The sequence below is a fragment of the Photobacterium sp. OFAV2-7 genome, from assembly GCF_022347985.1.
Lineage (GTDB): Bacteria > Pseudomonadota > Gammaproteobacteria > Enterobacterales > Vibrionaceae > Photobacterium.
In genome coordinates, this window is sequence record NZ_JAKRFQ010000635.1 from 1 (window position 1) to 3,171 (window position 3,171).

General features: G+C 43.2%; 4 protein-coding genes. 1 reads left to right on the forward strand and 3 read right to left on the reverse strand.

The features are described from left to right. Positions 1 to 95: 95 nt before the first annotated feature. Positions 96 to 569 carry a peptide-methionine (S)-S-oxide reductase gene (locus tag MHN01_RS22140; RefSeq protein ID WP_239413476.1) on the reverse strand — a complete coding sequence of 158 codons (474 nt, stop codon included), beginning with the start codon at positions 567 to 569 and terminating at the stop codon, positions 96 to 98. A 95-nt stretch (positions 570 to 664) separates the two neighbouring features. Then, positions 665 to 1,120, reverse strand: coding sequence for a MarR family winged helix-turn-helix transcriptional regulator (locus MHN01_RS22145; RefSeq protein ID WP_239413477.1), 456 nt, complete (start codon positions 1,118 to 1,120; stop codon positions 665 to 667). Positions 1,121 to 1,248: 128 nt separating this feature from the next. Here MHN01_RS22145 and MHN01_RS22150 point away from each other — a divergent pair, with 128 nt between their 5' ends. Further along, the gene (locus MHN01_RS22150; protein ID WP_239413479.1) at positions 1,249 to 1,671 is read left to right on the forward strand and encodes an organic hydroperoxide resistance protein; all 423 of its coding nucleotides are present in this window, start codon (positions 1,249 to 1,251) and stop codon (positions 1,669 to 1,671) included. 287 nt (positions 1,672 to 1,958) lie between these two features. Here MHN01_RS22150 and MHN01_RS22155 read toward each other — a convergent pair whose 3' ends face one another. Next, the gene (locus MHN01_RS22155; protein ID WP_239413480.1) at positions 1,959 to 3,065 is read right to left on the reverse strand and encodes a 1-propanol dehydrogenase PduQ; all 1,107 of its coding nucleotides are present in this window, start codon (positions 3,063 to 3,065) and stop codon (positions 1,959 to 1,961) included. Positions 3,066 to 3,171: the final 106 nt, after the last annotated feature.

The following is a 3,171-nucleotide window of genomic DNA, read 5'->3' on the forward strand; positions in this document are numbered from 1 at the left end:
CAAAAGCTGTTGGAAACCAGATGAAGCAAACAATCCCAAACCACCTCACAAACCATATTCAACCGTTCTGACAGAATCCTCCCTGAAAGAGGATTCTAGCATTTGTATTTATGCAGGATATTCTTTGGTATATGGCAGTAGTCACTTGGATAACGTGTTAGCCGATCCTGATGCTCATCATCGCTTTTTACATAGTTCGATAAAAATAACACCTCCACAACGATCTTAGCTACATCATCTCTGTTATCAATATATTTTCTAGCCTCTGTTAGGTGGTTGTTATTGCTGCTGTATACACCGGTCCGGTATTTTTCTCCAATATCGTCTCCCTGTTTATTCGTGCTATAGGGGTCGATGATTTCAAAGAAATAATCCATCAACTGATCGACAGAAACAACTTCCGGATTAAACTGGGTACGAACACATTCAGCATAGCCATCATACTCACTCTTAGTGTTGGCGGATGTACCGTTGGCTCGACCAGCTTCAGTAGAGATAACACCTGGCAGATGCCGTAGATATTCCTGCACGCCCCAAAGGCACCCTCCGGCAAAGTAAATTTCTTCCATTTTTTATTTCACTAACTATTCGAGTTTCATTTGTCTTCGCTAAATTGTATCAGCAGCAGATCATCATGGCTAAAACCTTTTGAGCGGCAGCTAGCCTAGCGATTGAGTGTCTTGACCAACTTCTCGCACAGGTACTTGAGCTGGGCAAGCTCTTCAATATCTCCGCCAACTTTACAGGCCATTTCGCCGGGGATACCAAGGGCTTTCTTTTTCAGGGCCACGCCTTCATCAGATAGCGATATCATTCTGACACGTTCATCCTCCAGGCCACGGGTACGGACTACCAGCCCTTTGGTTTCAAGGCGCTTTAGCAGTGGTGTCAATGTCCCGGAGTCCAGATACAGCTTTGCACCTAATTCCTTGACGTTAATGCCGTTATGTTCCCACAGCACCATCATCACCAAATATTGCGGATAAGTCAGATCCAATGCATTTAGCAGCGGACGATATGCGCGAACAACGGCATTGGCGGCACTGTAGAGCGGAAAACAGACCTGATTTTCCAGCGCGATTGCCTCTTTGGTCTCAAGGTCATCGGTGTTGTTTGCCATTTTTCCTCTCTCTGTTTAGATAAGAAACCAAACTAAATTGCGCACAATATACTTGACCATCATTATTATTTCGAACTATGATTGCAGACAATTAGATTGCGCGCAACTAAAAATAGGAGAAGATAATTATGACAACATTGTACTCAACAAAAGCAACTGCCCTGGCTGGCCGTAACGGTAAAGTCGCCACAGACGATGGCCTGCTGGAAGTGGATTTGGCCTATCCGAAAGCCATGGGTGGCAGCGGCGCCGCCACAAATCCCGAGCAACTATTTGCCGCCGGTTATGCCGCGTGTTTTTCCAATGCAATTTTGCACGTCGCCCGTGAAGCCAAGGTGCCTGTCACATCAGCCCCGGTAACAGCGGAGGTCGGTATTGGCCCGAACTCAGAAGGTGGTTTTGCCCTGACCGTCAGCCTGGCCGCTACGCTGGATATGGAGCAGGAAACGGCGCTTCAGCTTGTGCGTACAGCTCATCAGGTTTGCCCATACTCCAACGCAACACGTGGCAACATCGACGTAGCTGTTTCCATCAATGGTGAAGCCATTTGATAGCTATTACCACATCATACTGATTTTAAAGGCACTTTAAGCATGAGCTTACGAGTGCCTTCCGAAATCATAGCCCAAGTTGAACAGCATGTTCTCTCCGTTGCCCTCAAAAAGCTCGTCCAGCATTAATTCAAAAGTTTTACCTTAACTTTCGACTTATAGTCAGTGACTTTATACATCAGTAATTCCGCTTTATAAGCGGTGTCGACAAAGCCCGAAGCACTACACCGTTATCGACTTTCTTATCCCAAGTTAAGGTTAAATAACAAATTATTAACTTAATTCAGTCACCAAGCCTTTTTTAATAATTGAATCACATCATCATATGACGCTTTTTTGGGATTAGTCGTTGTACAGATGTCTTGAAGAATATTATTTGCCATCGTTGACAGATTGCTTATATACGCATCTTCATCAATATCCAGCCCACTTATTCGGCTCGGGATATCTAAAGAGGCATTAAGCTGACGAACAGCCTCTAAGAAAGAACTCGATCCTTCATCCATCGATGAAGCCGGCAACCCCAAACAGTGTGCAAGCTTTTGATACTGTATACATGCATCAAAGCTGTTGAACTCAATAACTGAGGGCAGTAATACTGCATTTGCGATGCCATGAGGTATATGAAAAAGACCACCAAGGCTATGAGCGACACTATGAGTTATTCCTAATCCGCTGTTATTGAAGGACATACCTGCCATACAGGAAGCCAAGAGAAGCTGCTCACGAGCTTCCATATCTTCGCCACTAACATAGGCTCGTGGCAAATACTTGAAAACAATCTTGATGGCGTTCTCGGCATAAATCGATGTAAAAAGATTTGCTCGATTTGATACGTATGCTTCAATCGCATGGGTTAACACATCCATTCCTGTTGCTGCTGTAATAGATGGTGGCATTGTTCGCGTAAATCTCGCATCTAATATCGCTAGATCTGGAGTAAGGGTGTCATCCTGAAGGGGGATTTTAAGACCATTTTTTTTATCTGTGACGACCGAAATCGAGGTCACTTCCGATCCTGTACCACTGGTTGTAGGAATAGCGACAAGATAAGGAGGTGGACGTAACAAATCTGCATGATTGGCAAAATAAGCGACAGCTTTAGCAGCATCTATCGCTGAGCCTCCACCGATGGCAATAATTATATCTGCTTCACTTTTCATAAAGAGATGTGTAGCAGTTGTTATTGTATCTAAGGAAGGGTCCGCCTCTACTTTATCAAAAATGGTAGATAAAACACCTGTCGATAAGTTACTTTTTACTTGATCAACAAAGCCTGTTTTAGCAATAAAGCTATCTGTCACTATAAAAACATCTTTACCTGGTAACTTTTGAAGGTTATCCAAAGCATTTGTTCCATAGCAAACTTTTGTTTTTCCATAGAATTGTGTCATACATTATTCCCAAATTTTCTCTAACGGAATTTAAACTATGAAAATAAAAACTGTATTTCCGTCTAAGAGAGAAATACAGTTTTAAAAAAATATAGACCGTTTGAGC